This is a genomic window from Streptomyces sp. Tu 3180 (assembly GCF_009852415.1).
Taxonomy (GTDB): Bacteria; Actinomycetota; Actinomycetes; order Streptomycetales; family Streptomycetaceae; genus Streptomyces.
The window spans coordinates 204,330-230,184 of sequence record NZ_WOXS01000002.1; the positions used below are offsets into that span (position 1 = coordinate 204,330).

The following is a 25,855-nucleotide window of genomic DNA, read 5'->3' on the forward strand; positions in this document are numbered from 1 at the left end:
CGAAAACCCAGCTCACCAAGATCCCCGACAAGCTCTGGCGCAAGAACAAGCAGCAAGCCGTGGAAAGCGAGGAGCCCGGCACGGTGGTGTCACCCGCTTGTGCCGGGCTTGCCGCGTTCGTACGGCACGGGCGTCCGTGGAAGGCGGAATCCGCTTCCGAGTCAGCGGAGCATGCCCTCGCCGAAGTGAGGATAGCCGGAGGTGGAGAGGCCTGCGGAGGAGGCACCGAAGCTGACGGCTTTCTTGGTGGTCACGCCCGATGAAGAGCCGCGCAGGCTCCACAGGGCGCCGTCGCCGGCGTTCTCTCCGTCGGCCCCGATGGACAGGTCCGCATGGTGGTCCCCGTTGAGGTCGGAGAGCCGTACGGATGAGCCGAAATGGTCGTTGTCCTCGTTGCCGCCGGGGACGCCGGCGGTGTCCTGCTGGAAGGTCTTGGCGTCGGAGGTGGACAGCCCGGCAGGTGTGCCGCGGAACACTGTGACGCTGCCGGTGAGGGAGGCGGTACCGGTGCTCTCGTGGTGTGCGGAGACGGCCGCGTCGGCGAGTCCGTCTCCGTTGATGTCGCCGAGGGAGAGGGCGTAGCCGAAGTAGTCGCTCGTTTCGTCGGCGCCGGGCACTCCCGGGGTGTCCTGGTGGATGGTCTGCACCGGGTCGGTGCGGATGCCCTCGTTGCCGCCGAAGTAGGTGGTGATGGAGCCGCCGAGTTCGTCTCCGCTGGAGCCACCCCACCAGGCACTGGTGACCACGTCGTCGTAGCCGTCCCCGTCGATGTCTCCGACGGCCGCCTGCTTATGGCTCTCGAGTACCCCGTGGGGGCCAAGCCCGAGGTGGCGCCCAGGTACACGAGGGTGGCGTCGTAGTTGTGCGACGTATCGGGGTAGTACGTGCCGTTGGCGAGCAGGTCGTCGGTGCCGTCGCCGTTCACATCGCCTGAGAGGAGCGAGGCGGCGCCGTGCTCGGTACCGCTCTGCAGGGCATGGTGAGTTTGTACCGTGAGGCGGCACCGGACGACTTGGTGAAACCGCCCCTGTGGATCCAGACGTCCTTGCCCGAACTGCCGACGGCGAGGTCGGCCTTGCCGTCGCCGCTGAAGTCGCCGACGGCCAGCGACTGCCCGAACCAGTCGTGTCCGGACGGGTTCGGGTCACCGATGGCCCGCGCACCGGAGAGGCCCGAGGCGCTTCCCCAGATCACGACGGCGGTTCCGCCGTTGGTGTCGTCCCCGACGTCTTCTCCCGGGGCTCCAACGACGAGATCGGAATAGCCGTCGTTGTTGAGATCGCCGGAGGCGAGAGCGGCACCGAACAGGTCGTTGTGTTCGGCGGTGCCGGGAATCCCGCTCGAGTCCTGGGTGATCACCTTACGGTTGGATGCGCTGATGCCGAGCCGTAACTGACGATCACAGCCCCGGCTGACTTCACGCCTCCCACAGTGGCGGAACTGGCGGTTGTGACGAGGTCCCGGTACCCGTCACCGTTGAAGTCGTCCGCGTACTTGGCTGTGGCAGCGGTCACGGGGACGGCCGCCAGGGTGAGGAGGCCGCCGGTGAGGGCCACCGCCGTCGCAGCCGCCAGGATGGTGCGGAGGGGGTGTCTTTTGTTCATGTGCCCTCCGGTTCAAGGACCGCGAAGGCGGCTGCACAGAGGGGACAGGCTTCGCAGATGGTTGGAGGAGCCGCCGACGAGGTCGTGGCTCCGGCCCGAATGACTTGTACAGGACACCAAAGGTTGTACGGGAGTTGATGAAATATCGAGGCCGGTGAACACGTCGATGCGTGCGGGATGGAAAAGACCCATAGGTCCCATCAGCGGCCCGCGGGCAGAAACGTGTGATCTGCCCTTTCGTCCGCCGAAACTCCAACGCCCGAGATCGGCTGTCGAACGAGGCAGCAGGCCCGAACACCACGTACCAGAGCCGTGCCAGTCGCAGGGGTCAGCAGCGGTCAATCAGGGTGGCTAGCGAGTGCATCCGTGCCCATTAGCTCGGTCAGTGAAGCCGCAGGTCACCAGCCAGACACTCCGACCTCCCTCCTAAAGCGGGTGCGAAGGCCAACGTCATTCCTCGCGGTGCTGAGCGAACACCTGCTGCTGCTCGTCCTGCCGGCTCCAGTTGGCCGGCCGGGAGAAGGGCAGACTTCGGGCAAGGCCGGAGAACTGGTCGGATGGCTCCCGGCTGGCCTTGTTCACCACGATCGCCGAGAGCATCGGTGCTCGTCCGTCCTCGTTGCGGTGGAGGCAGACATCTTTGAGCAGGTAGGTCATGACTCCGCGGTGAGGCGGGATGGAGTCGAAGCCCTGTGCCGCCAACTCGGCGCTCAGCTCCCCGTACGTGATGGTCTGTCCCTGCTGGGCCCGCTTCCGCAGGATTTCCACAGCTGCTTCGACCGCTGCCGGGTACTCCGGATCCTTGATCCTCATTGGCCCTCCCCCATCGCGTGGACACTGCCCAGCCTGCGCATCGTACCGGCCAGACACCGCCTCGTACCGCTAGAAGGGGACGAAGAGGTCGTGCCAGACCCGTGCCAGATCGTGCAGGGAACCAACCACGGGGAATGTCGGGAAACAAGGGCACCAGCCAGTCAAGCCCCAGGGCCGCTGCGCCGCAGGTCAGGACAGCAGCCACCCCCAGAGAATCTAACGAGTTGGTGCGTGATAGCGGGTGGGCCGTGTGTGCCTGGCGGGTGGCATGATCCAAGTGTGGCGATCATGGTCAATCGGGCGGTGCTAGCGAGCTCGTGCACGGTAGGCGGTGAGGCGTCGAAGGCTTCGACATGACTCCGTGTTCAGCTGGAAGATCTTGCGCGACTGCCGCCCCAGAGGGGACGGCGTCCACCACGCCATGCTCGGCATCGCCCGCCTGCACAACCTCGCCCTCGCCGGATGACGAGCAAACAAGCAGGTCAGCCGACATATCCCTGATTATTTACGGGACGCCATCTAGGTCGTGTCTCTCAACTCCGTAGCCAGGCGATGATCGCCGCCAGCACGGCTGCGGAGCGATAGACGATCGCGAGTTTGTCGTAACGGGTAGCCAGGCCCCGCCACTGCTTGAGCAGGCTGAAGGATCGTTCCACGACGTTCCTGCGCTTGTAGGTCTCGGTGTTCAGAGTTCGGGGTCGTCCACCGCTGCGGCCCTTCCTCTTGCGGTTGGCCTGTTGATCGGCGCGCTCGGGGATCACCGTGCGGATGCCACGGACCGCGAGGTCTGCGCGAACCTGCTTGGAGGAGTACGCCTTATCTGCGAGCAGCGCGTCCGGTGCGGTGCGCGGCCTGCCGCGGCCGAGTCGCGGGACTCGGATGTCGCCCGGCAAGAGAGGGAGGACGTGCGCGTCGTGGACCTGGCCAGGGGTGACTACGACGGCCAGCGGGCGGCCGTTGCCGTCCACGGCGTGGTGAATCTTGGTCGTCAGGCCGCCACGGGATCGGCCTATTGCGTGGCCGGCTGGCTCGCCCCTGGTGGCAGGAGCTTCGTTCTTGCTGTGGCGGGTGGCGGCGCCGGCGTCCTTCTCCGGCCGGGCCGTGTTCGTGGCGTGCTGGTGGGCCCGGTTGATTGTCGAGTCGACCGAGACCGTCCAGTCGATCCCGTTGACCGAGTCCGCCTGGGCGGTCAGCTGGGCCAAAACCGTGTCCCAGGTGCCGTCAGCCGCCCACCTGCGATGGCGCTTCCACACCGTCTGCCAGGGACCGAACATCTCGCGGGGCAGGTCTCTCCAGGGGATTCCGGTGCGGTATCGGTAGATGATCCATTCGATGATGCGGCGGTGGTCGGCGAACGGGCGCCCTGCCTTCCCCGTATTGGAGGGAAGGCAGGGCGCCAGGCGTGCCCACTGCGCGTCGGTCAGCAGGCGCATGCGCCCGCTCGTGGTCACCGAGGCCGGTAGGCGGTGGCCAGCACGGAGACGGTGACCTGCTCGGGCAGGAGGCCGTCATCGTTCAGGTCTGCACGGCTCACGTGGTGTGCGCTCGGCGTCATCGCTACCAGGTCCAGGGCATCCAGCCTGGTCAGGGGCGCGGAGTACTCCACTTGTTCGGTGACGGCGGCCTCGAAGAAGGGGTCCAGCGCCCGGTGCAGGCGCTGTTCCTTGGCCGGGTCGATCGTGACCATCGCGGGAAATCGGCTGCGCAGCTCGGCCAGGTGCCGCCCGGTGGGACGGACCACGACCAGCCGGCCGATCGGGCGCAGCACCCGGTGGAACTCGGCCGGGTTGCGCGGGGCGAACACGTCCAGCACGACATCGGCTGCCCCGTCGGCCAGCGGCAAGGGACGGAAGACGTCCCAGGCCACCGCAGCGGCTCGGTGGTGGGCACGGGCTGCCGAGCGCAGCGCGCGCACCGATGTGTCCAGGCCCAGGCCACGGGCGCCGGGCAGCTGGTCGAGTACGCCGGCCAGGTAGTAGCCCGTGCCGCATCCCACGTCCACAACCGTGGCCCGCTCAGACACGACGTCGGACGCCAGGCGGGCCCCGACTTCACGGATGGGCGCGTAGGAGCCGGTGGACAGGAACCGGTCCCGGGCCTGGACCATGGCCGCGTCGTCGCCGCTGGTGGCGCGGGTGCCCGTCAGCAGGCCGGCGTAGCCGTGGCGGGCGATGTCGAAGGTGTGGCCCACCGAGCAACGCAGTGCGCCGCGGCCGGGGTGCAGGCGGCGCGTACGGCACGTCGGGCAGCGCAGCAGGTCGAGGGAGAGTTCGAGGGCAGGGGGAAGCGACACGGGCACGAGGCACTCCTGGCAAGGGGGAAGGGAAGAGACCGTGCCTGCACGCGCGCTCAGAAAGTCGCTGCCTCAGGAAGGTACAGGCAGCGTCGGGAACGTGGTTCACGCAGCAGGCACACCAAGGAGGGCGACGCCGTCCGGCATCGCCCTCAGCGCCTTCCGATCACAGGAAGCAGCAGTGCGGGGTGCTCATGAATGCCACGCCATGAGTCTACGAGCATCGGTGAAGCCTTCATGCCTCCGTGTCCCCATAAGAGTTGGGAGACACGACCTAGACCTCAGCCGCATCGTCTCTGACACCATCACCTGGCCAGGACCGACCAATGAGAAGGGCTGAGGCGATGCATGACGCTGCTGGTCAGCGCCAGCCCGGATTGTCGCTCGGCAGGAAGGTTCCGAACAGCGACTCATAGGCGTCGTCCTCCCCTTCGTCGCCGAGCAGCACATGATCGGGCTCGGTTCTCGCAACCGCTTCTCGGAGCTTTGAGACCAGTTCTGCTGTGGACGTCAAGTCGAGAGACAAGGCGTCGGCCAGACGGGCGCGATGCTCATCAATGTCGGGCTCGTACTCCGCAAGCTCCCGTTCGAGGTGCTCTGCCGCAATCTGCATGGCCTCCACATCGCCCCCACCCGAGAACTTCAGGCAGTCGTGCCAGCAGGGAAGACCAATGATGATCTCCAAAGCCTCTGTCAGGTCGTCAGCCATCAGGCCGGCCTGCCCCTCGGAACTGGCATACACCACGGGCTGTCGGCCGCCGGGTTCGCCGCACAGGAAGTACGTCCCACCAGCAGCATCACCAGCGAAATCCTTCAGCGGAGCACCCGAGGACAGGCGGATGTCCTCCCCGTGATCACCACGCGAGATGTCGAAGTCGAAGACGCCTTCAAGGAGGTTGGAAACAACCGGATTGCTCCGGATCAGGTCGAGTACATGATCGGCTGAAGTCACGGCGGGGACGATAACAAGAGGGGCTGACAGCAGACCGCCCCGGAAGCGAAACGGGCACCTCGCCATGAGCGGAGTGCGAGCGTCGGTCCCTCACTCAGAGGCTGGACCTTAGTCCAGAGAATCGTGTATTCGATGCTCCATGCTCCGACCGGAACCGACTCAGAGACACCGCCTCGTCGAGATCCGCGACAACCTGATCGCCCGAATCGCCGAAGCAGAACAGGAGGGATGGCTCGGTGAGATCGAAGGACTCCAAGTCAGTCTCGCCAGCGCAGAGGAGAAGATCGCCCAGCTCGACGCAGAACAGATTCGCCAGCGTCAGGTGATCGATCTCGGCATGCCCAGCTTCAGCCAACTCGCGACGCGGACAAGCACGGCCACCAGACCCTCAAGTTGATTGGCGCGAGTTCGGCACCCGCCTGACCTTGCTCGCATCAGGCTTTCGTCGTGTGGTCCAGGATGGCGCGGGCGAGCGAGGTATGTACCGCGCGCGGAAGGGCGTGGCCCATGCCAGGGATGTCGACGATGCGTGCGCCGCGGATCGCCTGGGCGAGGTGGTGGGCGTGTGGTGGCGGGGTGACGGGTTCGGCCGGCGCAGAGATAACGAGAGTGGGCACGCTGGTCTGGGCGAGCTGCTCGGTGCGGTCCATGCCGGAGGCGTCGGCACGGGCGTGTGCAGTGCTGGTGGCGTAGTGCCCGGTGTGCTCGATGATCTTCAGTTCAAGGGCCCGGGCGTACTCGACGTCGAAGGGAAGCTGGTTGCCGCCCAAGACCCGCCAGTGTTCAGTCCGCCGCTCCAACTCGGCTTCCAGTCCATGGTCTTCCACGGGACGGGCCCACATTTCCAGCAGCTGAGGGGCAATTCCAGGGAGATCTTCGGGCGAGGTCCGAGTTCCGTCAGGGTGCACGTAGGGGATGGTACTGAGTGCACTCGTGCCGATCAGAGTGGCGCTGAGCAAGCGGTCAGGATGGTCCGCGATGAGGAGCTGAGTGAGCATGCCGCCCAGAGACATGCCCACGACGTGAGCTTGTTCAACCCCAAGGCGGTCCAGCACCGCGACGGCGTCCTGTGCCAGTTCGGTGAGTGGATAGGGCCGCTGGTCGAAGGACCAGGTGGAACGGCCGGTGTCGCGGTGGTCGTAGCGGATGACGTGATGGCGGGTGGCGAGCTTGTCCACCAGTTCGTCCGGCCACCCCAGACCTGATGCTTGAGCACCCATGATCATTAGTAGTGGTGGCAGATCAGTGGCACCGCGGTCCTCCACCCATAGGCGCACGCCGGGCGCTGCATCCACGAAGCGTTCCACGCTGTTACCCCTCTCGCAAAAGACGAGACGTATCGTATCGCGTGTCTCTCTCGCACAGAGTACTTACAGGTCATCCCATTTGGCGTAGTCGGTAATCTGCGGGCGTGACGATCGTGGAACGACTGGTGCCGGACGAGTTGTGGGAGCTGTTCCAGCGGGTGGTGCCACCTGCTCCGACACGGCCGCAGGGAGGCGGCCGCCGACGGCACGGTGACCGGGAGGTGCTGGCCGCGATCATCTTTGTGGCCACCTCGGGGTGTACCTGGTAGCAGCTGCCGTCTGCGTCGTTCGGGCCGTCCGGGGCGACCGCGCACCGGCGGTTCGCCGAGTGGACCCGGGCGCGGGTGTGGGCCAGGCTGCACCGCCTGGTACTGGACGAACTCGGCGCCCGGGGCGAGCTGGACTGGACCCGCTGCGCGATCGACTCGGTGAACATGCGAGCCCTGAAAAGGGGGAGCTGACCGGCCCGAATCCTGTCGATCGGGGCAAGTACGGTTCGAAGATCCACCTGGTCACTGACCGGAATGGTCTGCCTCTCTCGGTCGGGATCTCCGCGGCCAACACCCACGACAGCCAGGCCCTCATCCCGCTCGTGCGCGGTATCCCGCCGATCCGCTCCTGTCGCGGGCGACGCCGCCGCAAGCCCGGCAAGCTCTACGGAGACAAGGGCTACGACTACGCCCACCTGCGCCGATGGCTCCGGCTTCGCGGCATCCGCCACCGCATCGCCCGCAAGGGCGTCGACTCCTCCACCCGGCTGGGCCGCCACCGCTGGGTGGTGGAGCGAACGGTGTCCTGGCTGGCCGGCTGCCGTCGACTCCACCGCCGCTACGAGCACAAAGCCAACCACTTCCTGGCCTTTACCAGCATCGCCTGCACCCTCATCTGCTACCGCCGACTCACCAAATGAGATGACTTGTTAATGTGGGCGGGCTTGGTGTTCCTTGATCGACTCGGCGCGTTTGACTGTCTTGCCGACATCATGGTGCCTGGTCCGGTGTTTGTTCTTCGAGCCTGAAGGCCGTCCGGGACCTGGCCGGGACGGTTTCGGCGCGGCCGCCGGGCGGGCCGTGGTCGCGCGGACGTTGCGAAACCCCCGCCGCACCCGGGCGGGGGTGAGCCGGCGGGGCTGGGCCGGTCGTTCCTAGGGGCGGCGGAGGTCCTCGGCGAGGGGCCGGGCGAGGTGGAGCTGGGTGTGGGCGGCGATGATGAGCCAGGTCCACAGGTCGGCGGTGTCCGCGTGGCGGACCTTCGGGGCGGTCCAGCCCAGGGTCTGTTTCATGAACCGGAAGGTGTGCTCAAGATCGAACCTGCGCAGGAAGGACTGCCACCAGCGCTCCATGTCCGCCGGTGCGGCGGCGGTGGCCGAGCACCACAGCCAGACCGGTTTCGGGCCGCGGTCGCCCGGCAGGCGCTCGACCTTCAGGTGGATCAGCGTCCCGTGCAGGATGGGCAGTTCCTCTTTCGTGTGGTTCAGCCAGGGGCCGCGGTGGGTGAGCCGGGGGTGCATCCGGTCCCAGGCCATCGTCTCGGCCTTGCCGTAGCGGGTGGTGTCCGTGACTGTGGTGACCTCGGGTTCGTGCCAGCTGTCGGGCTTGGCGAAGGTCAGGACGCCACCGTGCCGACGCGGCCGTCCGCCCTTCGGCCCGCAGCGGGCGGGGCCGGGGTCACGGAGCATGACGCGGTCCGAGCGCAGGCGTCCGACCAGGACGACGGGCAGGTCCGCCAGGGCATAGGAGAGGTAGGCGACGTCGTAGCCGGAGTCCATGACGATCCAGATCTCCGGATCACCCGCCCGCCGCTGCTGGGCTTGGACCAACCTTTCGATCACACCGCGTAGTTGGGCAGTGGTGACGGCGGTCGCGTCGTCCGCCGGCCCCAGGCGCACGGCGTCCAGCAACGCGACCCAGGAGGTCTGCCCGGTCTCCAGAGCGGCGACGAAGGAGTACGGCCAGCCCGGCACGAACTGATCCCTGCTGCGGGCACCGCGTCCGTAGACGTGGCAGAACAGCCGGTCCTCGCTGGTCGGAGCGTCGGGGCGGAGCCAGTTGCTCACGTCCACAGCCAGCACGATCCGCCCGTCGGCCGCCCTGGGCAGCGGCAGGCCCGCCAGCGCGCGCCGCAACCGCGCCGGCTCCAGCCAGTCCCGTGCCCGCGCCGGTGCTCGACCGCCGGCGACAGCTCGACCAGCGTCTTCACCGGCCCGTCCGCACACAGCACCGCGTCTGTGAGCTCGAAGAGCGCATCCGTGCGGGCGTAAAGACACTCGTAGAACTCGACCCGAAAGCGGGACAAGACGTCGAACGCCTCGCCCGCAGGCGCGTGGACCGGGAGACGCACAGCAGCGGCCGTTCTCTCGTGCTTCGTGACTCGACATCTCAAAGCGTGGAGAACGGCCGCCTCCGCTGTCCCGGGAAGAACCGCAGACCAGCAGGTCGGGTGACCTGCGAGGTTAAACGCCAAGCTCAGTCTCACTGACCAACGGCATCAGCCGACGACGTTCGTGAGTTCGGCGGCGAGAAAACCGGCCTCGTCCGGGGTCAGTTCGATTACGACCCGACCGCCGCCTTCGATTGGTACGCGTATGACGGCGCCCCGCCCCTCCTGGGTGACCTCGAACGGGCCATCGCCCGTCCGTGGCCATATCCAGGCCCTGACGCTCAGCGGCTGAGTGAATTCACCGTCATTGACGACGTTCGTGAGTTCGGCGGCGAGAAAACCGGCCTCGTCCGGGGTCAGTTCGATTACGACCCGACCGCCGCCTTCGATTGGTACGCGCATGACGGCGCCCCGCCCCTCCTGGGTGACCTCGAACGGGCCATCGCCCGTCCGTGGCCATATCCGGGCCCTGACGCTCAGCGGCTGAGTGGGTTCACCGTCATTGAGGGGCAGTGCCTGGTTGGGCTCCCAACCGGAACCATTGATCGTCACCCGCGTCCCGTTGTCCTCGGTCTTGACTGTGTACGTCCCCGGAGCGGTTGTCGCGGTGGCGGCAGGCGTTAGGACGACCGTGGGCCCCAGAACGAACGATGAGACGACGAGCGAGATGACGGCATTACGTCGGATGTGCCGGGCCATGATGGGTGTCCTCCCTCGCGATGACTGAAGGGCGCCGCAGAAACATGGGGATAAGTCGCCGCGCCAGCGTTCTGGGAGTGGTCTCTCCAGCCACAGCGCGACAACGGATGTACGGCTGTGGCGCCGGACTGACCGGAAAGGCGCCGCTCCACCCATCCTCCCTCTCTCCGAAGCGGGTGTCGACCGGACGACCATGTGGGCCGACCTGGCTGACCGCGCCCCAGGCACGCAACTGCGACTGCTACTCCCACGAAACGCCACGGCTGCCGCCACAACCGTGACTGCAACCGCTACACCCTGTCCCTGTCCTGGACCTGCCGGACGTCCTCGGGGACGATCCGCTGGCCGCCGCCCGGCTCACCGACTGGCGATACCTGCTGAGCGACCAGCAACAGGTCGTCTCCTCGGCCATGACGGTGCTCACCGACACCGGTGAACACCGCTTCGCCCTCTTCAACAACGGTCCGTCCGTTACCGGCACCGTCATTGCGCTGCGCACCGCCGCCGACCTCCCCGGGGTGGCCGCCCAAGACATGCGGGTCCGCCTCCTGACGGTCCCCGCGCTCAATCTGATCACCATCTGGCTGCACGGCGAGGAGGCCGACCTTCTGATCCCGCTGGCCCCCGTCTTCCAAGACCTAACCTCGGGTCAGCCCTACCCGGCGACCACGGTGCTGGCCACTCTCCGGGAACCCGCCCAGGCCCTGACCGCCATCACCCCGGACGACGAGACCGGCTCCTGACCGGGTATCTCAACTTAACGGCCCTGTCTCACTTTCGGTGGTGACGGATAACGCCATCCTCCGTCACCACCGAAAGCGAGACAGGGCCGTTGATGAGATACTCCCGCCACCGGCACAGTTTCCCTGCCGCACACAGCCGGCGATGGTCATTCCGTCGGCGTGCCGATCCGCAGCCGGTTGCCGTCAGGGTCGCGCAACTCAATCTCACGCGCCCACGGCGCATCCTCAGCCTGCACACCGAACTCGGAGGCGATGAAGTCGACATCACGAACGCGGAGGTAGACCAACGTGTCCGGGCGGGCATCGCCCTTGTGCTCCGACAAGAACAACCGCACCCCGCCGCGGGCGACCTCGACGAACGCGGGAAGTCCCGGTTCGAAGCGGTGTTCCCACTGCTTGGCGAAGCCCAGCCGCTCGTACCAAGCGACCGCCGCCGCAGCGTCCTCGACGCGAAGAATGGGAACGACTTCCTCGTCCATGGAGTCATCGTCGCAGACCGCCCAGGGCGAACGTTGCCTGATGCGGCACTAGCGAGCTCGTGCACGATAGGCGGTGAGGCGTCGAGCTTCTGTTCGTCGATCATGGTCGTGTGGTGGGGAACGCGTCTCGTGCAGCGATCATCAGTGACCGGAGGATCACGGGCCTGTCGACGGATGTGATCGCTGAACTCGTAGCTGAGCTGGGCCCGTTGTGGCACGAACGGCACCAGGCCAGGCTTGCTTCCCGGTCGCGGAAGCGTGCTGTGGGTGCTGGCGCGAAGCACCGGCTGGTCTTCGTCGACCGGCTCCTGGCCACCCTCGTGCACCTCCGACACGCGACCACGCACGATGTACTCGCCTGCTGGTTCGGTGTCGACCGCTCCACCATCACCCGCGCCATCGCAGAGGTGCGGCCCTTGCCCGCCGAGCACGGGTGCACCGTCAGCCCGGGTGTGCGGCTGCGGACCCTGGCCGAGGTCGTCGACCACCTCGGCGCCGGCGGGAAGACCGGGATCACCGACGGCACCGAGATCCGGGTCCGGCGGCCGGCTGCCGGCTGCCGGGCGCAAGGACCGGGAGGCGTTCATCTCCGGCAAGAACAAGCAGAACGCGGTCAAGGCCATGGTCGTCACGGACGGCGACGGGCGGGTGTTGTTCTGCAGTCCGGCCAAGCCCGGAAGCTGCGCGGACATCACCCACGCCCGCCGGCTGGGACTGGTCACGCTCCTGGCCGACGGGCCCGCGGTGGAGATCCTCGCCGATGCCGGCTATCAGGGCCTGGGTGCCCAGACCGGCGGACGGGTGATCACCCCACCGCACCGCACGTTCAAGAAGAACGCTCCCGACTGGTACGAGGAGGTGTACGAGCGGCAGCGCAAAGCGCACTCCTCGAGGCGGATCCGGGTCGAGCACGGCATCGCCCACCTGAAGAACTGGCGTGCCCTGGCCCGCCACCTCGGCCGCCGCGAACACATCAGCGACACGGTCCAGGCCGTCGCCGGACTGCTGTCCCACCAGCAGACCGCGGACCTGGCCTCGGCACGGCAGATGTGAACACGGAGTCATGTCGAAGCCTTCGACGCCTTACCGCCTACCGTGCACGAGCTCGTAAACGGCGTCCCGTAAGGGGTGGAGGACGGGACTTGATGTCCTCGACTGAGGTGGGGTTCGTCCAGCGAGGGCCAGGTTGTGCAGCCGGGCCACGCCGAGGATGGCGTGGTGGACGCCGTCGCCGCGTAGTCGGCAGTCGCGGAGGATCTTGTAGGTCTTCATCCTGGAGAAGGCGTGCTCAACACGGGCTCTCACTCGGCGGTGGAGGGTGTTGTCGGCCTGCTGCGCGGGGGTGAGTGGCCGGTCTTTGCGTGGCCAGTGCGGGATGGGAGCAGGAGTACCGCGATAGCCGCCGTCGCCGGGAACGGGTGCGTTCTTCACGGCCCGGTCCACGTCCGATTCGCGGTGGGCGCGGGCGTCGTGGCGGTTGCCGGGCAAGGGGCGTCCGGACGCCACGACCAGCCGGGTATGGGCGTCGATGACGACCTGGTGGTTGGTGGAGTAGTGGTAGTTCTTGCTGGAGGCGGCCGCGCTGCGGTCGCGGGTGGGAACCGGGGTGCCGTCCACGATCAGCACCGTGCCAGCGGATGGCGGCGCCGCACCGGGGCCAGGGCCGGAAGCGGAGCGATGTGGTCGATGCCCCGGTCCGCGGCCGGCTTCGAGATCCCGAACAGAGGCCCGAGCTGCCGCATCGTGAGGTTCGTCCGCCAGTACGCGGCCACCAGCAGTACGCGGCTCTCCCGGGGCAGAGCCCATGGCCGGCCGCCGGTGGGCTTGCCGCCACCCCGGCGCCGCACGACCCCGACAAGCTTGCGGAACCGGCGACCGTTCAGTCCGGCGAACAGGTCCACCCACTGCGGCTCAGCCGCCGTCACCACAACACCCACACCAAGATCATCACATGTCTGACCAGGGCTTACGGGACGCCGTTTAGTGCCGCATCGAGCAATCTTTGCCCTGCCTGTACGGTCAGGGCATGAATGACAGCGGCCAGCCAACTCTTGATCAGATCGAAGATCGCTTCGTTGAGCTTGTCGCGGGTTGGCTGTTCCGGGACGAAGCCGATCGCTGGGCGGCGAGGCGGGTGATGGAGGATGGGCTCGTCTGGGACGACCTCTCCTGGTGGGCGCTGAACCGTCTCTACGGAATCGATCTCCCCGCGGACGAGAGGGGTGGCTACCCGCACGATGACGAGCAGGTGCGGGCGTGGCTCACTGAGCTGAGGAAACGCCGAGCGATGTGAAATGGCGCGGCCGCGTCGCCGTTCCTAAGCGGTCGAGGCTCGAAGTCCTTCGGGGTTGGCTCCCGCTGTTGTTGTGTGTGAAGTCAGGTCAGATCGCAGACAGGGCCGGGTAGAGGCCGCAGGCGCAGTCTGGGTATCTTCCGGGGTGCCGCCGAAACTGCATGTCGCCACTATCACAGATGGTCATTTGCAAGGGGGCGGAGCGTCGCGGGAAGTGAGAGCTCGGGCATGACTCTCCCGGTGAAACATCAGGAAGCCGCGCTCGATCCCGGGCTGGCCGCGGGTGGCTCTGCCTCTGCGCGACCGTGCACGGAGGTCGCTCCGATGTCGTCGGGCTGAAGGAGCCCGGTGAGCACGCGGGTGAGGACGCGGTCGAAGAGCGATTCCGGCGAATCCTCGTCCTCGGGCGGCTGCCCGGTCAGGGCGGTGGCGAGGTGCGGGTGGTTGCCCGCCATGGCGACCTGGGTGAGATATTCCGCCTGGGCCTGCTGCCACTGCGGGGTGGTCTGTCCGGCGAGACGCTGGGTCACCTCGGCGCGGGTCAGGGTGGAGACGACGGCATTGAGGATCGCGATGGCCTCCAGCTTGGTCCGGGGACGGACGTCGAGGTCGGCCAGCGCGGCCAGGGCGTGCTCCAGGTAGGTAACCGCGTGCGGCCCCATCGGGGTCCTCGTCGCGGTCGCGTCGAGCAGCCAGGGGTGCGCGAGGTAGACGTCCCTGCTCTGCCAGGCCAGGGCAAGCAGGTCGTCGAGCCAGTGTCCGGAGCCGAGCTCGGCGTAGGAGATCTCGCCGTAGACCTGGTCGATCATCAGTTCCAGCAGTTCGTCGCGGGTGGCCACATAGCGGTAGAGGGATGCCGGTCCGGCCCCGAGAGCGACCGCCACGGCCCGCATGGTGACGGCGGGCAGACCGTGCGCGTCGGCCAGGGCGATCCCTGCGGCGGCGATGCCGTCGCGGTCGAACGTGGGCGTCGGGCCGCGTCCGGCGCGTTCGGGGCGGAGCCAGATGCTGTGGGCGGGCGGCTCGGTCATGAACCCCTCCTGTTCTGCGAACGCTGTATGCAGTACCTTAGGCCACATTAACTGCGAACAATGATCGCAGTAGATGAAAGAGAGCCGACATGCCTCAGATGCAGCCGCAGCAGGAGTGGACGCCGACCCGGTACGCGCACAACGGCGACGTGCAGGTCGCCTTCGACCAATTGAAGGGCTCCGAGGGTGAACCGCTGCTGCTCATCATGGGCTTGGCCACCGCCCGGTTCTGGTGGCCAGCCGGACTGTGCCAGGCCTTCGCCGACGCCGGGTTCGCCGTGGCCCGCTACGACCAGCGCGACGCCGGCCAGTCGACCCGGATGCCGGACACCGCCACCGCCAACCCCTTCAAGGCCCTGTTCGCCAAGCGCGGGGACGCCTACACCTCCGAGGACATGACCGACGACGCCATCGCAGTGATGGACGAACTCGGCTGGGAGCGAGCCCATGTCTTCGGCCACTCCCTGGGCGGCACGATCGCCCAGCGGACCGCGCTGCGACACCCCGACCGGGTGCTCAGCGTCACCTCCTCGGCGGCCCTGCCCAGCGACGTCTCCGGCCTGGGGGTCCTGCGCCACCTGCGGTTCGGCCTGCTCGCCAAGCTCGCCCGGACCAAGTTCCCCGAGGGCCGTGAGGGCGACATCAAGGCCGCCCTCACCGTCTGGCGCGGCATCGCCTCTCCTGGCTACCCCTTCGACGAGGCCGCAGCCCGCGCCTGGGTCGAGGCCGACGTGGACAGCGGCCCGCGCGACACCAAGGCGCAGAGCCGCCAGATCGGCGCCCAGTGGCACGGACCCAGGCTCAAGGACCTGCGCCGACCCACCCTGGTCCTGCACGGCGAGCAGGACCCGATCCTGCGCGTCAGCGCCGGGCGCGCCACCGCCCGGGCCATCGACGGCGCCCGCCTGGTGACCTACCCGGGCGTCGGCCACGATCTCCCCGCCGCCCTGTGGACCGACATCGCCCGCCAGGTCAGCGACACGGCGGCCCGTCGGTTGTAGTCAGGCGGTGCGGGCAGTTCGGACAGCCGCTGGGCGAATGACAGCCGGGTGCACTCCGGCGTCGTGGTCACGTGGCCATCTTGCCGGATCGTTGAGGCGCCGGACGCGGCAGACTGCCACCCGTCTGATCCACTTCTCCCGATCGGCCCGCTGTCATGCCCGTTGCCCTGGCCCGCCCGGTAGCCGCGACCGCCGCCGAGCGCGAACGGTTGAAGAAGATGGCCTATGGCCACAAGACCCCGTACCGGTTACGACGGCGGGCGGAGATCGTCCTGCACGCAGCACGGGGGCGCTCCAACGCGCGCATCGCCCGCGAGACAGACCAGCACCTGGACACGGTCCGCGCCTGGCGCGACCGGTTCACCCACGGCGGGCTGGCGGCCCTGGCCGGCCGTAAGCGCACCGGGCGTCCCGCCGGCTTCACCCTCATGCAGGCCGCCGAGGCCAAGGTGCCGGCCTGCCAGTTGCCTGCCGAAATCGGTACACCGCTGTCGTGCTGGTCGTGCCCACCGCCGCCGGATCTGAGCGGTACGGGCCCCAGAGCCCTGCGGCTCCCTGATGCTCCCTGGCCCGTATCCGGCGGTGGGCCCACAGGCCGGCCGCATGCGGCAGAAGCAAGGAAGAACCGGGCATTCCTCCCCCGGCGCACAGCCCGGCCGTGCGCCCTGACGGGCACGGCCGGCACCGGCTCCAAGCAGCCGCCGTCACGATCTCGCACCGCCTGTTCGGCTGGTGCGGGCATCCTCTGCCAGGACCAGCAGGCCGCCCCCGCCGGGCGACTGCGAAACCGTGTGCCCCAGTTGCAGCAGCAGACCGGACACCGCCGCCTGCACGATCGCGCGCATGCTGTCGCCCGAGCCACCGGCCCGCTCCGAAGCCAGCGCGCTGAACCCGTCGGAAGCCGCCCACCTGACCAGCACCCCGCCGGGAGCCTCGCTCACCCGCAGCCCCGGCGCGTCGCTGTCCGCCTCACCGGCCAGATGGAATCCCGCCTGGCTCAGGACATGCCGCACCCGCACCACGAGCTCGGCACACCCATACGACACCCGACTCGTCAGCCCAGCACCGGACCGGTCATCCCCCCGGACGCGAGCAGGCTAGCGACACCGCATCAACCACTCCAACGCTGTCACCAACACTCCCGTCTGGCGGCCCGTCCAGGATCCCAACCAGCGCGTGGACTGGGGCCACTGACATCACCCGGAGAGCCGTGGCCGGGCCGTGCACCTGCCCGACCAGGACGCCGCGCTGCACCTGCTGCGCTCCACGCTCCGTATCGGCGACGTCGTCCTGGTCAAGACCTCCCATGGGCCCGGTTGCAGCAGATCGCCCAGGCGCTGGTGCAGCCGGACCCCGAGCCCGCCGGTGCTTAGACGTCGGTTTCTTTGGCGCTGTGTGGCGAAGCGAGGCGTCGCAGGCTGAGGCGCGGGTACCGGCCAAGAGAGCGAAGGCTGGCCTGTCAGCAGCGAAACCGGGCAGCAGCACCGCATGAAGTCCCCACTGCACTTCACGCTGGCCGCGACCACTCTTGACGCACCGAACCCTCATGAGCTGGCGCAGTTCTATCAGGATCTGCTCGGCTGGCCGGTACGGAAGGACGAACCGGGCTGGGTTGAGATCGGGCCGCCCGACGGCAGTGCCGGACTGTCGTTCCAGACGGAGCCGCTCTTCACCCGACCGCGGTGGCCTTCCACACGGTCCGAGCAGCAGATGATGATGCACCTGGACATCGAGGTGAACGATCTGTCATCAGCCGTCGAGCACGCTCTTGCCCTGGGGGCAACCATGGCGGACTTCCAGCCTCAGGCCGACGTGCGCGTCCTGTACGACCCGGTGGGCCACCCGTTCTGCCTCTTTGCGCGCACCGGCCCGAGGGCCTGACGGACTGATTCAGGTGGTGAGTCTGCGGTAGCTGATGAGGGCCGCAGCAGTGGCGACGAAGACGGGGAAGTACTCGGTCTTGCGCTCGTAGCGGCGGTGCAGGCACCGGCATCCGGCCGGGGCTGTCTGCAGTCGTGGCCAGGTTCGTGGTCAGGCCGCGTCGGACCCGCCTGTGCCGCCGGTCGTTCGTACGGCGCGTGCCTGCCTGCTGCCTGCCTGCTGCCTGCCGCCGGGGATCAGGTGCCGACGACGGGCGTGGCGGGGTGGCTGGGCGGTGCGGGCGAGCCATTCCTCGATCCGGCTCATGCCGTACAGCAGTGCTGCCATGGCCGGCAGGAGCAGGTACGCGATCAGGACCACTCGCCTCCCCCTTCACGGTCGGCGATCCGTCCACGAGTGTCCGGCCCGGGGATGGGGTGTGGGGTCGCCTTCACCAAGGGGTGCGTCCTGAGGGTATGCCGCCAGGATCGTCCAGGAGGGCGATGCGGGCGGTGACGCGCTTGCCGACCGGCTCGCGCTGCACCTCAGAACCCTGGGAGACGGCCATGACGATCTCCAGACCGTGCTGCCCGACCCGGCCGGCATCCGCGGCCCGGGCGATGGGCAGCACCGGCTCGGAGTCCCACATCACCACCTCCACCAGATCGCCGATGATGCGCAGGCCCAGCAGCAGCGGGCCGGGCGCGTACTTGCGGGCGTTGGTGACCAGCTCACCGACCACTAACTGGGTCACGTCCAGGGCGCGCCGGGAGACGGGCAGGCCGTGCTCGGCCTGCACCCGGGCAAGGAAGCCGGCGGCGCAGTGGCGGGCGTGGGCGATGTCCGCCCCGTCGCCGTCCAGTGCCACCGTGGTCTGTATCAGCCGCTCAAACGGCAGGGTCCCGTCCCCGCCCGCCGGTGCCGCATCCATCGTGTTCATCCTCGCCGCCCCGTACAACCGGCCTGTCGTTTACCCGCGCGTCCACTGGACACGCCGTGCGTTCCCGTGCCGGTTTCATCACACCAAACACGTCACCCGTGCCCGCGGGGCGACACCCGCGGTGAGGCCTTCGGTATGGAAGTATCACCGGTATGGCTGAAACATCCCGGCTGAAACCCGCACAAGCCGAGCAGACGCATCAGCCTGGCGGGTTGTCCGTCACGGCCACCGCCACGGACGGCATCCGGGTGCTGACCGCAGTCGGGGAGATCGACCACCACACTGGCCAGTCGCTCCAGCAGGCCCTGGATGTCACCGGCACCACTCGGCCCCGCATCGTGATCGACCTGCGCCAGGTCACCTTCCTCGACTCCAGCGGCATCAACCTCCTCATCACCGCCCACCAGCACACCACCCAAGCCGGCGGCCGGCTCCGCCTCGCCGGCCCCACGCCCCCCGTGCAACGCGTCCTACAGCTCGTCGGCGTCGACCAGCTCATCGACTGCCGTGAAACCCTCCACCACGCCCTCACCCCCTGACCGCTCACGGCCACAGCCGGGCACAGGCACGAGCCGCCGGACACCAGTGTCTGCCCGCCGTCGGTGGCAGCCGGCGCTTTGAGGGTCACTGCGAGCGCTGCCGCTCTCGCCCTCGCGCAGCTGGCTCCGCCAGCGTTTCGGCGGGTGACCTCTTGCCGGTGTGGTCGTTGAGCAACGCGGCACACTCACGCGCCATCCGCCTTCTTCTCTCCCTCCTGCGGGCACCGCGAGAGGCGAGGGCCCGGGCAGTTGTCGGTCCCGGGCCCTCACCTCTTGTACGGCGCTCTCCTCCCGCCCGGCACGTGTCCGCCCCGGTACGATCGGTGTCCGCTTCGGTGCACGTCCGCCGCCGGCTCTGAGCGGTATGTGCCCCGTAGCCCCGCGCATCCTGATGCTCCGGCCCACATCCGGCGTGGGAGCCTGCGGACCGGCCGCATGCGGCGGAAACATCGAGTGGATGTTTCTGAGCTACCGTTCGTTCTGGTTCTCAAAACGTAGGGAGATGGAACGCAGAACGTCTACTGTGGACACGTCGTTGCGGCTTTCGTCGTGGACTTCGGCCAAGCGCACGAAGGCCAAGGCGAATGCGGAGGCAAGCTGCGCGATGAACGGCTCGAGTTCTCGGCTGACCAGGACCGAGACTTCCTGCACCGTCGCGTCAGCGGGGACTTCGATGCGCGGCAGCATCTCCTCGAGCATCGCCGCGATGGTCTCGCCGCCCTGGATGTCGCTGTTGGGGTTTTCGCGAACCTGCCGACGCATCTCAAGCGCCTCTGTAAGGATGCCGACGACCCGCTGAATAGTTTCAGGCATGGCCCAGCCGCCTTTCAGATCGTAAATTTTGTCTCACCGCGCTAGGGCTGCGGATTCTTGGCCGCGGTAGCGCCCATCCCCTGCCGGCGCCGCACACGTACGCTGTTCGCCCCGAGCGGGCCTGCGCCGCCTACCAGCCAGGCGCCGACGGCTGCGGCGCTTAGCCCTTCGGCGACAGCACCGCAGTTCGGGGCGGTGTGTGGCACTACCTGGCCCCCAGCGGACATGACTGGCCCGGGGTCCTGGCGGCTGTGCATCCCGAGCGAGAAGGAGCCGACGCTGCCCGTCGCGCTCTTCCCGTTCTGCTCCGGCACGCCCATCATCGTCCCCCTTCCGCACGGGCGCTTCACCGGTCGCGTACCCGCCCCGAACAAGCCGATTCATTACGGAAAGTTGCTTATTTCCCACCCATCTGTCGCTGCACAGGATCCGCCACGAGCCGGCAGGTTTGTTCAGCCGACAACCACCTGCGCCCTCGTCGCTGACAACCATGCAGGGACGCATGTCGCGCGCACGCGCGCCCGCCCAGAGTGTCATTGCCGATCGAAATGCGGGATGGACGCACACCCGCCGGAAGGCCTTGCGGGGCCGGAGATCAATCCCCACGGGCCGCCAGGGAGACGTACTGGCGACCGACCCATGCGCAGCAAGAGGCACCACCGACCCGGGCCGGGCGAACAGTTGAAGAGAAAATCTACAAAAGGTGCATCTCTGATCAATATACTCATTGCTTGACATACTGGACCTGCATGGGAGTCCTCAGCGACTGCTGAGACATCGGGGGCAAGAACCGAAAGGAGACATCATGCGCAGAATCGCCAGCACGGCACTTGTCACCCTTCTGCTCGCTCTCGCACCGACAGGCACAGCGTTCAGCGTCGCCGACCAGGCAGCCCCGCCAGCCGCCAGCGTGACGGTTCAGGCCCAGGACAACGATGAGGACGACGACAACGCTGGCCTGTGGGGCCTCCTCGGCCTCGTCGGCCTGGCCGGCCTGATTCCATGGCGCAAGAACCGCGGCGATCGCAACCGCCAGGACTACCGAGGACCAAACACCCGTTCCACCGGCATGTGATGCGGACGGGCACCATGACGGCCAGGTCGGGTGAGAGCTGGATCAGTCCGCATCAGGGCGTACCAGCCCGCATCACCTACCGCGTCACGGTCTTCGGATCACTGGTCTCCGCACGGATCCAGATCGATCGCCCAGGGTCACCCAGTGGATTGATCTACCGAGTCCTGAGCTGTGATCAGGTCTTGAGGCAACCCAGATGAGTTGAGCGTATGTCGAGCTAGTACTCCAGCAGCGGATCGTGTCCTGAGCTGCGTTTTCGGTAGTGGCAGCGGCGGGCGACGGCTTGGCGGTGTCTTCTTCCAGGCCGACCACTTCAGTGCGTGGGTGACGGGGTCACGGTCGGCTTGTGGGCGGGGCAGGAGAGCGTCCAGGAGCCGCCGGATCTCTGCCACGGTGAGCGGGACGAGGGCTGATCCGTTTCTGCAGCCCCCTTTGCGGCCTCGCCGCCGGCCTGGGCGGCGAGCGCAGTCAGGACCGCGTGGGCGAGCATGGCCGGGGTGATGTGCCGATACCAGCCGGGATAACGGCGGACCTCGTACTGGTCGAGGCCGCACTCGTTCTTCGCGGCCTGGAAGCACTCCTCGATCGCCCAGCGGGAGCCGGCGATGCGGGCCAGCTCGGCGATCTCGACACCGACAGGAGCGTAGACAAGGTAGTAGGCGAGTTCGCCGGGGTCGGACAGGCTGCGGCGAGCCATGACCCAGCGGTGATGGGTTGGCGGATCGGGGTCGAAAATGATGTTGGCGGGCAGCTCGGCTGCGGCCCAGTCGTAGACACGCGGGCCCTTGGCGCCGTTGCCGCAGGAGAGCCGCTGCCAGGCGTCACCGGGTGCCTCGTCGATGAGCTGGTCGATGCGCCAGATGCCGGCCAGGGACTTGGTCTGCTGCGACTTGGGTACCGCCACCACATAGCCGATGTCGAGTTGCTCGAGCGGGCGGCGGAAGTGCCAGTCCTGCCCGTAGGCCTCGTCCGCGGTGACCCAGGCGGCGGGCAGGCCGGCGGCCAGGCAGCGTCGGACGATGTCCCGGGCCGGCTCTCCCCTGGTCGCAAAGCCCCGCTCGTCGGGGATCTTCGCCGCCCGATGCCCTCGGCCCGGGCGTAGGCGAACACATCCGCCAGGGTCCGAAGCCGCAGGCCAGGACGGTCAGGGACCGCGCATCCGCGTTCGGCCAGGAGCCCACGTATCTCTCCGATCGCGCGGGTAACGGTGGAACGGTCGACACCAGACAACAGGGCCAGGACGGAGTGCGGGAGATCGTGCCGCAGGTGGACCAGCGTGACGACCAGCCGGTCGACGAACACCAGCCGATGCCGGGCACCGGCACCCGCCTCACGTTTCCTGGCCCCGCCGCGAGCCCCGTGACGACGACCCTCGGCCATGGCCTGCCACGGTTCGGCCAACTCCTCTGCCAAGCAAGCCAGATGCTGCCGGGAGACACCGGTGAACAGCTGATGCGCGAGGACATCCCGGCCGACCATGATCATCACGGACTGGATCATCCCACCCTCGCGCGATCACCCTTCAACCGCAATCACGCACCAGCTCGTTGCTGCTCGTTGCGAAATGGGGTCGCGGTGCCGACTGGTGATCTGCGGCGGTCCGAGAGGGAGGCCAGACAGCCGGGAGCGTCTGGTCGGTGTTCGTTCTCCGGCTCACGCAACCTGCGCAAGCGCTGGGCAGCCTGAGCGGTACGGCGATCCGCTGGTCCGCGGCACTGCCGTCCGCTCCGGCCGCGGGCATGCCGGAGCCGACGGCGCCCGCGCTCAGGCGGGGACGGCTTTGGCCAGGCTCACCACGCCGTCGTCCGGCGCGTCGGGAAGCGGTACGTATCCCTGCCCCTGGTAGAGGGTGAGGTTGCGGTGGCTGGCGGCGCCGGTGGACAGGACGATACGCCGGCAGCCCTCCCCGGCCGCCTCGGCCTGGCGCAGCAGCCACCGCCCCACGCCGAGTCCCCGCAGGTCGGGGGCGACGGCGAGGCGTCCGACATGCAGGTCGGCGCCGTTGCGACGCGTGCGGACCATCCCGAGCAGCCGCCCGTCCCGCCACAGTCCCGTCGTGTGCCAGTCGGCCAGCCAGGCGCGTACGTCGTCCGGCGACTCGTGGAGCGCCGGGATGGCCAGGGTGTCGTTGGCCAGTGCCTCCTCCGTCCAGCAGCAGCGCTGCAGCACCGTCACCTCGGCGGCGTCGTCCGGGCCGAGACGCCGTGCGTACGAGCCGGGGAGCGGGCCCGCCACGGCGTCCGCGTGTGCGCGCTCGCGCAGCGGGGCCAGGGCCCGTGCGGCCCGTACCAGTTCCGCCAGCAGTCCTTCGGCCGCGTCGGCGTGGCGTGCCGCGGGGGCGAAACGGTCCTCCCGCATCGCGTCCGCGATCCGTATCGCGACGGTCGCCCCCAGGGGGACCAGGCGCAGGGTGGTCACCACCTGTTTGGCGTGCTGGACCGCGCGGGTGCCGGCCGAGGTGTGGCCGTAACTGACGAAGCCGACCGGCTTCCAGGCCCATTCCGGGCCCAGGTAGTCGAGCGCGTTCTTCAACGTGGCCGGCATGCCGTAGTTGTACTCCGGCGTCACGAAGACGAAGCCGTCCGCCCCGTCGACGATCCGGCTCCACCGGCGGGTGTGCTCGTGGTGGTGGACGCCGGTCGACGGGTGCTCCTCCTCGTCCAGGAAGGGCAGGTGCAGATCGCCGATGGCCAGGGGCACGAGGTCCGCGTCGAGCGCTTCGGCACCCGGTGCGAGCGTCTCGGTCAGCCATCCGCCGACGGCGGGGCCGAGCGCGCCGGGGCGGGTGCTGCAGACCAGGACGAGGATGCGGAGCCGTTTCGTTGTCATGGAAACGAAGTTAGCCGGTAGATTGATTACATGTCAACGAACAAGGCTGATTCCCCGGTCCGCTGGCTCACGGCCGACGAGGAGCGGGCCTGGCGGGCGTACCGTCGCATGGTGATCGCGGTGCAGACGCGCACCGTGCAGGACCTCGCCGCACACGGGCTGTCCGAGCCTGACTACGAGGTGCTCAGCACCTTGTCCGAACGCACCGACGGCACCAGTACGCTACGCGAGCAGGCCGCCAAGATGGGGTGGTCGCGCAGCCGCCTGTCCCGACACGCCACCCGCATGGAGGCGCGCGACCTCATCCGGCGCGCACCGGACCCCGCCGACGGAAGGGGCTGCCTCCTAGTCCTCACCGAGACGGGGTGGGACACGCTCCGGGAAGCAGCCCCGACCCACCTCGCCTCCGTACGACGGCACTTTGTCGACCGGCTCGACCCCGGTGAACTCGCGGCACTCGGCCGCATCGCAGAGAAGATCGCCGATGGCCCCCAAGATCGGTCTTCAAAGATCACCAGATGATGGATCATGGTGTCGTGGTACGTCGCCATGAACTCACCGATCAGGAGTGGGAGTTGCTCGCTCCGCTGATACCGCGGGCCGCGACGGGCCGGCCGCGGGTGTCAGACCGGCAGGTCATCAACGGGATGGTCTACAAGATCCGCACCGGGATCTCCTGGCGTGACCTGCCGGAACGCTACGGACCGTGGCAGACGGTCTCACCCGCTTCAGCCGCTACGCCCTGGACGGCGTGTTCACCCGGGCCCTGCAGCAGATCCAGGCCCGGGCCGACTCGGCCGGGGACATCGACTGGCTGGTGCAGATCGACTCCACCATCGTCCGCGCCCACCGGCACGCCACCGCCACCGGCCGAAAAGGGGGATCCGCCGGCCGGACGAACCGGACGATCACACCCTCGGCCGATCCCGGGGCGGACTGACCACGAAGGCCCATCCCGCCTGCGAGGGCAAGGGCCGCCCTCCGGCCCTCCTCGTCACACCGGGCCGGCGCCGCGACAGCACCTGCGCACGCATCCTGCTCGAACGTATCCGCGTTCCCGGGGTAGCGGCGGACCCGGTAGTCGTCCAGGCCGCACTCCTGCTTGGCGGTCTGGAGGCATTCCTCGACCGCCCAGCGGCTGCCGGCGATGCGGATCAGCTGATCCAGGGTCGTGTCGGCCGGGCAGTAGGCGATGTAGTGGGAGATCTCGTCCGGGCGGCTGACGCTGCGGCGGGCCAGCACCCAGTGCCAGCGGTCCTCACGGCGCCGGGGCCGCACTTCGACGCGGGCCCAGTCGAAGACCCGCCGGCCGTGCGCTCCCTGCCCGCAGGAACGGCGCTTCCACTTCTGCCGCGGCAGGCCAGGGAACAGGTCGTGGACGGGGTGGTCGAGTGCCCAGCGGGTGACGACGGTGTCGTGCCGGGTGGTGGCCATGACGCGGAAGACGTCCACCTGCTCGAGCTCGGAGCGCCGGCCCTTGGAGAAGCCGTAGGCGGCGTCCGCCCTCACCCAGCCGAACGGGACCTTCCCGGCGATGGCCCGGCGGACCATCGCCTTGGCCATCGCCACCTTCGTGGCGAAGGCGATGCTGTCGTCGATGCCCGCCCGACGGCAGCGGTCCCGGTCGTCCGTCCAGGAGGTGGGCAGATACAACCTGCGGTCGATCAGGGTGCGTCCGCGGCTGGTGGCGTAGGCGAGGAACACGCCGATCTGGCTGTTCTCGGTGCGCCCGGCGGTGCCGGAGTACTGCCGCTGGACGCCGGCCGACCGCACCCCCTTCTTCAGGAACCCGGTGTCATCGACGATCAGGACGGCATCCGGATCTCCGAGGTGTTCCACGACCTAGTCGCGCACATCGTCCAGGACCTCGTCGGCGTCCCACGCGATCCGGTTCAACAGCCGCTGAATGCGGTCGGGACCCGCATGCCCGGCCTCTTCCGCAAGCGTCCAGCCGTTCTTCCGCTCCAGCGGCGCGATCAGCCCCCGCATGTACGCCAGAGCAGATTGCCGCGGCTCCTCACGGTTGAACCGGTGCACGAACCGCTCATGCACCGCCTCGCGTTCACTCGCCCACGCCCTGACATCAGCAAGGTCCCCACCCATGACCACACCAACGACCGAACTGGCCAACAGTCACGACAAACACCGTTGCAGTACTAAGGGAACCGCTTCTGCGCGATGGGCGAAGGGCAGGTGAAAGCCCAA

The 25,855-nt window shown here is 68.2% G+C and carries 26 protein-coding genes and 10 pseudogenes; 13 read left to right on the top strand and 23 right to left on the bottom strand.

Translation table 11 applies throughout. The features are described 5' to 3' along the window. Positions 1 to 161 precede the first annotated feature (161 nt). The 4 genes from GL259_RS02140 to GL259_RS02150 all read right to left on the bottom strand — a co-directional run bounded on the left by GL259_RS02140 (position 162) and on the right by GL259_RS02150 (position 2,417). Positions 162 to 1,004 (bottom strand): FG-GAP repeat protein, encoded by an 843-nt coding sequence (locus GL259_RS02140; protein ID WP_279578616.1) that lies wholly within the window; start codon positions 1,002 to 1,004, stop codon positions 162 to 164. Further along, positions 922 to 1,359 carry an FG-GAP-like repeat-containing protein gene (locus GL259_RS38335; protein WP_243762203.1) on the bottom strand — a complete coding sequence of 146 codons (438 nt, stop codon included), beginning with the start codon at positions 1,357 to 1,359 and terminating at the stop codon, positions 922 to 924. The genes GL259_RS02140 and GL259_RS38335 overlap by 83 nt, the downstream gene beginning before the upstream one ends. Then, entirely contained in the window at positions 1,356 to 1,604 is a 249-nt protein-coding gene (locus GL259_RS38340) for an FG-GAP repeat protein (protein ID WP_243762204.1), read from the bottom strand. Before GL259_RS38340 ends, GL259_RS38335 begins: the two co-directional genes overlap by 4 nt. Before the next feature lie 450 nt (positions 1,605 to 2,054). Next, on the bottom strand, positions 2,055 to 2,417 hold the full coding sequence (locus GL259_RS02150; protein ID WP_159528699.1) for a hypothetical protein: 363 nt from the start codon (positions 2,415 to 2,417) through the stop codon (positions 2,055 to 2,057). A 367-nt stretch (positions 2,418 to 2,784) separates the two neighbouring features. Here GL259_RS02150 and GL259_RS02155 point away from each other — a divergent pair. Beyond that, positions 2,785 to 2,883, top strand: a pseudogene (locus GL259_RS02155) (IS5/IS1182 family transposase); the annotation flags it as partial. A gap of 67 nt (positions 2,884 to 2,950) precedes the next feature. Here GL259_RS02155 and GL259_RS02160 read toward each other — a convergent pair. The 3 genes from GL259_RS02160 to GL259_RS02170 form a co-directional block, all read right to left on the bottom strand. Continuing rightward, complete coding sequence (locus tag GL259_RS02160) at positions 2,951 to 3,850, bottom strand: IS5 family transposase (protein ID WP_159528701.1); 900 nt, start codon at positions 3,848 to 3,850, stop codon at positions 2,951 to 2,953. 14 nt (positions 3,851 to 3,864) lie between these two features. Beyond that, the gene (locus tag GL259_RS02165) at positions 3,865 to 4,716 is read right to left on the bottom strand and encodes a methyltransferase domain-containing protein (protein WP_208026405.1); all 852 of its coding nucleotides are present in this window, start codon (positions 4,714 to 4,716) and stop codon (positions 3,865 to 3,867) included. Between the two features lie 355 nt (positions 4,717 to 5,071). Beyond that, positions 5,072 to 5,662, bottom strand: coding sequence for a hypothetical protein (locus GL259_RS02170; RefSeq protein ID WP_159528705.1), 591 nt, complete (start codon positions 5,660 to 5,662; stop codon positions 5,072 to 5,074). A gap of 139 nt (positions 5,663 to 5,801) precedes the next feature. Here GL259_RS02170 and GL259_RS02175 point away from each other — a divergent pair, with 139 nt between their 5' ends. After that, positions 5,802 to 6,059 carry a hypothetical protein gene (locus GL259_RS02175; protein WP_159528707.1) on the top strand — a complete coding sequence of 86 codons (258 nt, stop codon included), beginning with the start codon at positions 5,802 to 5,804 and terminating at the stop codon, positions 6,057 to 6,059. Between the two features lie 37 nt (positions 6,060 to 6,096). Here the strand turns inward: GL259_RS02175 and GL259_RS02180 are convergent, their stop codons facing one another. Further along, on the bottom strand, positions 6,097 to 6,969 hold the full coding sequence (locus GL259_RS02180; RefSeq protein ID WP_159528709.1) for an alpha/beta fold hydrolase: 873 nt from the start codon (positions 6,967 to 6,969) through the stop codon (positions 6,097 to 6,099). A 110-nt stretch (positions 6,970 to 7,079) separates the two neighbouring features. On the opposite strand from GL259_RS02180, the pseudogene GL259_RS02185 reads away from it, so the two are divergent. Next, positions 7,080 to 7,879 (top strand): annotated as a pseudogene (locus GL259_RS02185) (IS5 family transposase). A 9-nt stretch (positions 7,880 to 7,888) separates the two neighbouring features. On the opposite strand, the pseudogene GL259_RS02190 reads toward GL259_RS02185, so the two are convergent. The 3 genes and pseudogenes from GL259_RS02190 to GL259_RS38350 all read right to left on the bottom strand — a co-directional run. Next, positions 7,889 to 9,309, bottom strand: a pseudogene (locus GL259_RS02190) (NF041680 family putative transposase). A 147-nt stretch (positions 9,310 to 9,456) separates the two neighbouring features. Further along, positions 9,457 to 9,633 (bottom strand): DUF3117 domain-containing protein, encoded by a 177-nt coding sequence (locus GL259_RS38345; RefSeq protein WP_243762527.1) that lies wholly within the window; start codon positions 9,631 to 9,633, stop codon positions 9,457 to 9,459. 24 nt (positions 9,634 to 9,657) lie between these two features. Beyond that, a pseudogene (locus tag GL259_RS38350) lies at positions 9,658 to 9,828 on the bottom strand (DUF3117 domain-containing protein); the annotation flags it as partial. Positions 9,829 to 10,457: 629 nt separating this feature from the next. On the opposite strand from GL259_RS38350, the gene GL259_RS02200 reads away from it, so the two are divergent. Continuing rightward, on the top strand, positions 10,458 to 10,790 hold the full coding sequence (locus tag GL259_RS02200) for a hypothetical protein (RefSeq protein ID WP_159528712.1): 333 nt from the start codon (positions 10,458 to 10,460) through the stop codon (positions 10,788 to 10,790). A 146-nt stretch (positions 10,791 to 10,936) separates the two neighbouring features. On the opposite strand, the gene GL259_RS02205 is transcribed toward GL259_RS02200, so the two are convergent. Then, entirely contained in the window at positions 10,937 to 11,269 is a 333-nt protein-coding gene (locus GL259_RS02205; RefSeq protein WP_159528714.1) for a glyoxalase superfamily protein, read from the bottom strand. A 320-nt stretch (positions 11,270 to 11,589) separates the two neighbouring features. Between GL259_RS02205 and GL259_RS38355 the strand changes: the two are divergent. Beyond that, a pseudogene (locus tag GL259_RS38355) lies at positions 11,590 to 11,646 on the top strand (hypothetical protein); the annotation flags it as partial. Between the two features lie 244 nt (positions 11,647 to 11,890). Beyond that, on the top strand, positions 11,891 to 12,322 hold the full coding sequence (locus tag GL259_RS37945) for a transposase family protein (RefSeq protein WP_243762205.1): 432 nt from the start codon (positions 11,891 to 11,893) through the stop codon (positions 12,320 to 12,322). 117 nt (positions 12,323 to 12,439) lie between these two features. Here GL259_RS37945 and GL259_RS02215 read toward each other — a convergent pair. Further along, a pseudogene (locus GL259_RS02215) lies at positions 12,440 to 13,206 on the bottom strand (transposase); the annotation flags it as partial. A gap of 89 nt (positions 13,207 to 13,295) precedes the next feature. Here GL259_RS02215 and GL259_RS02220 point away from each other — a divergent pair. Then, entirely contained in the window at positions 13,296 to 13,562 is a 267-nt protein-coding gene (locus tag GL259_RS02220) for a hypothetical protein (protein ID WP_159528716.1), read from the top strand. Positions 13,563 to 13,810: 248 nt separating this feature from the next. Here GL259_RS02220 and GL259_RS02225 read toward each other — a convergent pair whose 3' ends face one another. Then, on the bottom strand, positions 13,811 to 14,593 hold the full coding sequence (locus GL259_RS02225) for a TetR/AcrR family transcriptional regulator (RefSeq protein ID WP_159528718.1): 783 nt from the start codon (positions 14,591 to 14,593) through the stop codon (positions 13,811 to 13,813). Positions 14,594 to 14,682: 89 nt separating this feature from the next. Here GL259_RS02225 and GL259_RS02230 point away from each other — a divergent pair, with 89 nt between their 5' ends. Both GL259_RS02230 and GL259_RS38360 read left to right on the top strand, forming a co-directional pair. Continuing rightward, positions 14,683 to 15,594 carry an alpha/beta hydrolase gene (locus GL259_RS02230; RefSeq protein ID WP_243762206.1) on the top strand — a complete coding sequence of 304 codons (912 nt, stop codon included), beginning with the start codon at positions 14,683 to 14,685 and terminating at the stop codon, positions 15,592 to 15,594. Positions 15,595 to 15,812: 218 nt separating this feature from the next. After that, positions 15,813 to 16,025, top strand: a pseudogene (locus tag GL259_RS38360) (helix-turn-helix domain-containing protein); the annotation flags it as partial. Positions 16,026 to 16,298: 273 nt separating this feature from the next. Here the strand turns inward: GL259_RS38360 and GL259_RS37550 are convergent. Continuing rightward, on the bottom strand, positions 16,299 to 16,616 hold the full coding sequence (locus GL259_RS37550) for a hypothetical protein (protein WP_166461404.1): 318 nt from the start codon (positions 16,614 to 16,616) through the stop codon (positions 16,299 to 16,301). A 466-nt stretch (positions 16,617 to 17,082) separates the two neighbouring features. On the opposite strand from GL259_RS37550, the gene GL259_RS02240 reads away from it, so the two are divergent. Further along, positions 17,083 to 17,475: a VOC family protein gene (locus GL259_RS02240; protein WP_159528720.1), complete on the top strand. Its 393-nt coding sequence runs from the start codon at positions 17,083 to 17,085 to the stop codon at positions 17,473 to 17,475. A gap of 9 nt (positions 17,476 to 17,484) precedes the next feature. Here GL259_RS02240 and GL259_RS38365 read toward each other — a convergent pair. From GL259_RS38365 to GL259_RS02250, 3 genes and pseudogenes are all read right to left on the bottom strand, one after another. Continuing rightward, a pseudogene (locus GL259_RS38365) lies at positions 17,485 to 17,592 on the bottom strand (IS5/IS1182 family transposase); the annotation flags it as partial. Positions 17,593 to 17,625: 33 nt separating this feature from the next. Continuing rightward, a complete protein-coding gene (locus GL259_RS02245; protein ID WP_159528722.1) occupies positions 17,626 to 17,835 on the bottom strand; it encodes a hypothetical protein in 210 nt (69 codons plus the stop codon). A 70-nt stretch (positions 17,836 to 17,905) separates the two neighbouring features. Next, positions 17,906 to 18,385, bottom strand: coding sequence for an ATP-binding protein (locus GL259_RS02250; protein ID WP_159528725.1), 480 nt, complete (start codon positions 18,383 to 18,385; stop codon positions 17,906 to 17,908). Between the two features lie 221 nt (positions 18,386 to 18,606). Between GL259_RS02250 and GL259_RS02255 the strand changes: the two genes are divergently transcribed. Further along, positions 18,607 to 18,933, top strand: a complete 327-nt coding sequence (locus GL259_RS02255) for an STAS domain-containing protein (protein WP_243762207.1) — start codon at positions 18,607 to 18,609, stop codon at positions 18,931 to 18,933. A 468-nt stretch (positions 18,934 to 19,401) separates the two neighbouring features. Here GL259_RS02255 and GL259_RS02260 read toward each other — a convergent pair whose 3' ends face one another. Next, positions 19,402 to 19,746 carry a hypothetical protein gene (locus tag GL259_RS02260; protein WP_159528729.1) on the bottom strand — a complete coding sequence of 115 codons (345 nt, stop codon included), beginning with the start codon at positions 19,744 to 19,746 and terminating at the stop codon, positions 19,402 to 19,404. 805 nt (positions 19,747 to 20,551) lie between these two features. On the opposite strand from GL259_RS02260, the gene GL259_RS02265 reads away from it, so the two are divergent. Further along, positions 20,552 to 20,821, top strand: coding sequence for a WGxxGxxG family protein (locus tag GL259_RS02265; protein WP_159528731.1), 270 nt, complete (start codon positions 20,552 to 20,554; stop codon positions 20,819 to 20,821). Between the two features lie 313 nt (positions 20,822 to 21,134). On the opposite strand, the gene GL259_RS02270 is transcribed toward GL259_RS02265, so the two are convergent. The 3 genes and pseudogenes from GL259_RS02270 to GL259_RS02280 form a co-directional block, all read right to left on the bottom strand. Beyond that, positions 21,135 to 21,890, bottom strand: a complete 756-nt coding sequence (locus tag GL259_RS02270; protein WP_243762528.1) for a transposase — start codon at positions 21,888 to 21,890, stop codon at positions 21,135 to 21,137. 11 nt (positions 21,891 to 21,901) lie between these two features. Then, a pseudogene (locus GL259_RS02275) lies at positions 21,902 to 22,300 on the bottom strand (transposase family protein); the annotation flags it as partial. A 285-nt stretch (positions 22,301 to 22,585) separates the two neighbouring features. After that, positions 22,586 to 23,650: a bifunctional NAD(P)H-dependent oxidoreductase/GNAT family N-acetyltransferase gene (locus GL259_RS02280; RefSeq protein ID WP_159528733.1), complete on the bottom strand. Its 1,065-nt coding sequence runs from the start codon at positions 23,648 to 23,650 to the stop codon at positions 22,586 to 22,588. A gap of 30 nt (positions 23,651 to 23,680) precedes the next feature. On the opposite strand from GL259_RS02280, the gene GL259_RS02285 reads away from it, so the two are divergent. Then, the gene (locus tag GL259_RS02285) at positions 23,681 to 24,172 is read left to right on the top strand and encodes a MarR family winged helix-turn-helix transcriptional regulator (RefSeq protein WP_159528735.1); all 492 of its coding nucleotides are present in this window, start codon (positions 23,681 to 23,683) and stop codon (positions 24,170 to 24,172) included. Positions 24,173 to 24,706: 534 nt separating this feature from the next. On the opposite strand, the pseudogene GL259_RS02295 reads toward GL259_RS02285, so the two are convergent. Further along, positions 24,707 to 25,753: pseudogene (locus GL259_RS02295) on the bottom strand (IS701 family transposase); the annotation flags it as partial. Between the last annotated feature and the right edge of the window lie 102 nt (positions 25,754 to 25,855).

Excerpts from the sequence above, each read along its gene's own strand:
- GL259_RS02200 (WP_159528712.1), top strand. The coding sequence starts at position 10,458 with ATGACGGTGCTCACCGACACCGGTGAACACCGCTTCGCCCTCTTCAAC.
- GL259_RS02220 (WP_159528716.1), top strand. The coding sequence starts at position 13,296 with ATGAATGACAGCGGCCAGCCAACTCTTGATCAGATCGAAGATCGCTTC.
- GL259_RS02250 (WP_159528725.1), bottom strand. The coding sequence starts at position 18,385 with ATGGATGCGGCACCGGCGGGCGGGGACGGGACCCTGCCGTTTGAGCGG.
- GL259_RS02150 (WP_159528699.1), bottom strand. The coding sequence starts at position 2,417 with ATGAGGATCAAGGATCCGGAGTACCCGGCAGCGGTCGAAGCAGCTGTG.
- GL259_RS02285 (WP_159528735.1), top strand. The coding sequence starts at position 23,681 with ATGTCAACGAACAAGGCTGATTCCCCGGTCCGCTGGCTCACGGCCGAC.
- GL259_RS02160 (WP_159528701.1), bottom strand. The coding sequence starts at position 3,850 with ATGCGCCTGCTGACCGACGCGCAGTGGGCACGCCTGGCGCCCTGCCTT.
- GL259_RS02265 (WP_159528731.1), top strand. The coding sequence starts at position 20,552 with ATGCGCAGAATCGCCAGCACGGCACTTGTCACCCTTCTGCTCGCTCTC.
- GL259_RS02225 (WP_159528718.1), bottom strand. The coding sequence starts at position 14,593 with ATGACCGAGCCGCCCGCCCACAGCATCTGGCTCCGCCCCGAACGCGCC.
- GL259_RS38340 (WP_243762204.1), bottom strand. The coding sequence starts at position 1,604 with ATGAACAAAAGACACCCCCTCCGCACCATCCTGGCGGCTGCGACGGCG.
- GL259_RS37945 (WP_243762205.1), top strand. The coding sequence starts at position 11,891 with ATGGTCGTCACGGACGGCGACGGGCGGGTGTTGTTCTGCAGTCCGGCC.
- GL259_RS02175 (WP_159528707.1), top strand. The coding sequence starts at position 5,802 with ATGCTCCGACCGGAACCGACTCAGAGACACCGCCTCGTCGAGATCCGC.
- GL259_RS02230 (WP_243762206.1), top strand. The coding sequence starts at position 14,683 with ATGCCTCAGATGCAGCCGCAGCAGGAGTGGACGCCGACCCGGTACGCG.
- GL259_RS02280 (WP_159528733.1), bottom strand. The coding sequence starts at position 23,650 with ATGACAACGAAACGGCTCCGCATCCTCGTCCTGGTCTGCAGCACCCGC.
- GL259_RS02240 (WP_159528720.1), top strand. The coding sequence starts at position 17,083 with ATGAAGTCCCCACTGCACTTCACGCTGGCCGCGACCACTCTTGACGCA.
- GL259_RS02205 (WP_159528714.1), bottom strand. The coding sequence starts at position 11,269 with ATGGACGAGGAAGTCGTTCCCATTCTTCGCGTCGAGGACGCTGCGGCG.
- GL259_RS02260 (WP_159528729.1), bottom strand. The coding sequence starts at position 19,746 with ATGCCTGAAACTATTCAGCGGGTCGTCGGCATCCTTACAGAGGCGCTT.